We start from the raw sequence: 3,815 nt of genomic DNA, 5'->3' as shown, positions 1-3,815 counted from the left end.
CTTGACGTACCACAGGTTGGGGTTGCCCCAGTACAGGTAGGCCTGACCGTCGTCGTCGATGAAGACGGTCGGGTCGATCTCACTGTTCTCCACCAGCGGGTGGCCGAGGGCGTCCCGGAACGGGCCGGTGGGGCTGTCCGCCACCGCCACGCCGATGGCCATCCGGCCGGTCGCCCGGGCCGTCACCGGCACGTACCAGTAGAACTTGCCGGCCCGTTCGACGGCCTGGCCCGCCCACGCGTCGGTGGACGCCCAGCTGAAGGTGTTGAGGCTGAGCGGTGAGCCGTGGTCGGTCCAGTTGACCATGTCGGCGGAGGACCACACCCGCCAGTCCTTCATCACGAAGGAGGAATTGGAGCCGTCCTCGTCGTGCCCGGTGTAGAGGTAGACCCGTCCGTTGTAGACCAGCGGGGCCGGGTCGGCGGTGTAGACGTTCTGCACGATCGGGTTGTCGGCCCTGGCCGCGGTGGGATGCACCGCGGCGGGCACGACGGCGAACACCAGCAGGAGGCCCACCACCCAGGCGGCTGCCCGGGTGAGCCTCGTACCGGTGGCGGGTGATCTCGCTGCGGTCGGGTGAGCCGTTGGCCCATGGGCGGCGGTACTGGCCATGGTGTGGTCCTTCCTGGTGCTGCGGGTCGGGGACTGAGCAGCTGCTGGTCAGATGCGGGGGGAGGAACGTTGCTGCGCTCGGGGTGTGGTCAGCGCGAACCGTGCGATGCGGACGGAGCCGCCGAGCGTCTGCGCGGCGTAGCCCGTGACGTTGGCGTTCGCGGCTTCGGCGCCGGTGGTGTTCCAGTTGCTGTCCGTCGCGGATCGTCGCGTAGTCCAGCTGGATGGTCGCGGTGGAGATGGGTCCCTGAATCCGGTGGGTGAGGGTATTGCGGGCCCAGTACAGGTGGTTGGTGGCCGGCGCGGTGCGCAGGGTCAGGCCGTTGTTGACGGACCACTTGTCGTGGTCCGGATCGTGGTTCCCTTCCCGCTTCGGTTTCACGGTCGTTCCGTCGAAGGTGTCGACGCCGGTCAGTGGGGTGACCTGGCGGGGCGGGGAGCGGCAGGACGGGGCTGGGATACGGCGTTTCCCAGGCACGGCCTACGAGTTGGACGACGGGCCGGCCGCGCCAGGCCTAATAGGAGGGCCACGGCCGCGCGGCACGGGCGCGGGCGTGGCATGGTGCGGGTGATTTCACACGATGCTCCGGGAGGCGATCGGGGCTCGCCGCACGAATGCCGGGTGAGCCCTTCCAGGTCCGGCACTTGGTGTGTGGGGGAGAGCCTTACTGGTACGGATGATGCGGGTGCTGTCATGCCCGGCATGTGCACCATGCGCAAGCCGCTTCGGCCGGGCGTGTTCGGTACTGCGAACGTAAACCGATCCTTCGGACGGCATGGATCCTAGGAGTGGAGAGCGGACAGCACAAGATCCTAGATCGACCCATTCATGCCAAAGCGAGGAGTGGGTCGACCGGTCGCAGCGCACGGTGCGAGCCGACAAGCTCCACGAACGCCTCCAGCTACTGGGGTTGGGACGAGCGGACGACGCGGCGGGCGGTCGCGCGGGCGAAGGGAACAGTGGCAGGCCGGCCACCGTCGTACTTACCGGCCGTGGATCGCCGAGCCCGGTCTCTGGTTGCAGTCCGACTGGGGATTAGGCCCGAAAGTGCCTGGTCCGGGCGGTGGAAGCGAGCGCGAGACGCTGTTGTTCTGCGCATGGCCGGCGTGGTCCCGCTTTTACTCAACGACAACGACAAGACCGATGACCATCGACTGGGTCACCGGGATCGCGGTCCGTCTCCTCAAGTCGTGCACTTGGACCGGGCGGCAACCTTTTCGGGAACGGCGGCAACCAGTACGGCAACGGTGCCTGTCCAAGCCCGCGCCCGCCCCCGCCCCCGCTACCTGACCCTCTATCAAAGACCCCTACACCATGGGACTTGAGGCCGCCTGGTTTCAGTTGTGCATGTTCCGGCTTGCGAATTTTGCGAGAGGTATTGACGCTGATCACCGGAACCTTATTATCCAGTTGCTCGACACTTCGACCGGCGTTCGCTATTCCGAACGCTTCAGGGCCGCACCACACCGCCTCCGGACGGCCCCTGACGGGCCAGGCCGGAGTCGCTTGCTCAAGGATGACGACGTTCCCCACCACGCCGTTCCGCCAGTACGTCATGTGCCCGCCGACGCCAGCGGGACGACACGGCAGCCGAGTTGTCGACACGAACGTCGAGCAGCCCGCGCCAGATTCAGCACTCACCCGCAGAAGAGGACGACTGCATGAGAAAGCCTTGGATCCTGCCCCTCATCACGATGGTCACTGCCGCGCTCGGGGTGACGGCGGCAGGTGTGGCACCTGCCTCCGCCGCCTCGAACACACCCTTGCGGGTCATGCCGCTCGGCGACTCGATAACGTGGGGCGTGGGAAGCAGTACGGGCAACGGCTACCGGGGTCCGTTGTGGGACAAGCTCGCGGCGGACGGCCATCCGCTGGACTTCGTGGGCACGGGGCGGGGCGGTTCGATGTCCGACGCCGACAACGAAGGCCACTCCGGCTACCGCATCGACCAGATCGCCGCCCTCACCGACGCCGCGCTGACCCGCTACCGGCCCAACGTCGTGACGCTGCACATCGGCACCAACGACCTCAACGGGAGCTACCAGCCCACCACCGCCGCCGACCGGCTGAGGTCACTGGTCAACCAGATCACCGCCGACGTCCCCGACGCGACCGTCCTCGTGGCCTCCCTGGTCGTGTCCACCAGTGGCACGGAGGAGCAGTACCGTGCCGCGTACAACCAGGCCATCCCCCAGATCGTGAGCGAGGCACAGGCGGCGGGCAAGCACGTCGCGTACGTGGACATGAGCAGCCTGACCACGGCCGACCTGGACGACTTCCTGCATCCCAACGACGCGGGCTACGTGAAGATGGCGGACGCCTTCCACCGCGGCATCCAGTCCGCGGACAGCGCCGGGTGGCTGAGGAACCCCGCCCCCGCTCCCTCACGTGTGCAGTCCGAGTTGGGCGGCAAGTGCCTGGACGTCAGCGGCTTCGGCACGGCCGACGGGACCGCCGTCCAGACCTGGAGCTGCACCGGCGACGTCAACCAGGTCTGGTCCGCCTACACCGACGGCACCCTGCGCTCCATGGGCAAATGCCTGGACGCCGCCGGCTTCGGCACGGCCAACGGCACCAAGGTGCAGCTCTGGGCCTGCCACGGCGGCTCCAACCAGATCTGGCAGCCCTACAACGGCGGCTACCGCAACCCCGCCTCCGGCCGCTGCCTCGATGATCCGAGCTTCTCCACGACCGACGGCACACAGCTCCACCTGTGGGACTGCCACGGCGGCTCCAACCAGAAGTGGACCACTCTGACCGCCGGATGACCCCCGCTCCCGGGACCTGAGCCCCTCCCCTCCCCGCCCCGGTCCCGGGATTCGAGGGCTGCTCCTGGACCGGCCGGCATCACCACGGCACCTGGTCGCCGCCGCCCACGCGTTCCTGACCGAGCAGCGCCTGGCCCGAAAAGCCGATACAGCGGGTTCACCCTCTACCAGATCCTCGACACCATCCAGGACCTGCTGAGCTGCTGGACCGGCACCTGCTCCACCTGCCACCGCCCCCTGCCCAGATCATCCGCCACCAACCAGAACCCCAGAGCCAGAGCGACATGTCGAACTTCGGCTCTTGGTCCCCTTACCCGTGAGGAAGCTGATCTCGTATGTCCTGGCTCCAACACCCCCACAGCCGCCGGAAAGTCATGACGGTCACCGCCGGCCTGGTCGCGGGCGCCACGCTGCCGGCGATGGGCGCGATGCGC

Annotated in this window: 2 protein-coding genes and 3 pseudogenes; 3 read left to right on the top strand and 2 right to left on the bottom strand. The window is 67.9% G+C overall.

All coding sequences use genetic code 11. The features are described 5' to 3' along the window. Both ADL01_RS17880 and ADL01_RS47790 read right to left on the bottom strand, forming a co-directional pair. Positions 1 to 612: family 43 glycosylhydrolase (locus tag ADL01_RS17880; protein ID WP_234354685.1), on the bottom strand; the 612-nt coding region annotated here is incomplete at its 3' end. 187 nt (positions 613 to 799) lie between these two features. Next, positions 800 to 1,118: pseudogene (locus tag ADL01_RS47790) on the bottom strand (xylosidase); the annotation flags it as partial. A gap of 311 nt (positions 1,119 to 1,429) precedes the next feature. Here ADL01_RS47790 and ADL01_RS46235 point away from each other — a divergent pair. The 3 genes and pseudogenes from ADL01_RS46235 to ADL01_RS43770 form a co-directional block, all read left to right on the top strand. Further along, a pseudogene (locus ADL01_RS46235) lies at positions 1,430 to 1,732 on the top strand (IS21 family transposase); the annotation flags it as partial. A 542-nt stretch (positions 1,733 to 2,274) separates the two neighbouring features. Continuing rightward, positions 2,275 to 3,381, top strand: coding sequence for a ricin-type beta-trefoil lectin domain protein (locus ADL01_RS17875; protein WP_053743008.1), 1,107 nt, complete (start codon positions 2,275 to 2,277; stop codon positions 3,379 to 3,381). A 50-nt stretch (positions 3,382 to 3,431) separates the two neighbouring features. Beyond that, positions 3,432 to 3,580: pseudogene (locus ADL01_RS43770) on the top strand (IS701 family transposase); the annotation flags it as partial. Positions 3,581 to 3,815: the final 235 nt, after the last annotated feature.

It is taken from the genome of Streptomyces sp. NRRL WC-3618 (assembly GCF_001280005.1).
GTDB lineage: Bacteria > Actinomycetota > Actinomycetes > Streptomycetales > Streptomycetaceae > Streptomyces.
This window is presented reverse-complemented; position numbering and strand designations above follow the sequence as displayed.

Coding starts and splice junctions, on each gene's coding strand:
- ADL01_RS17875 (WP_053743008.1), top strand. CDS start 2,275: ATGAGAAAGCCTTGGATCCTGCCCCTCATCACGATGGTCACTGCCGCG.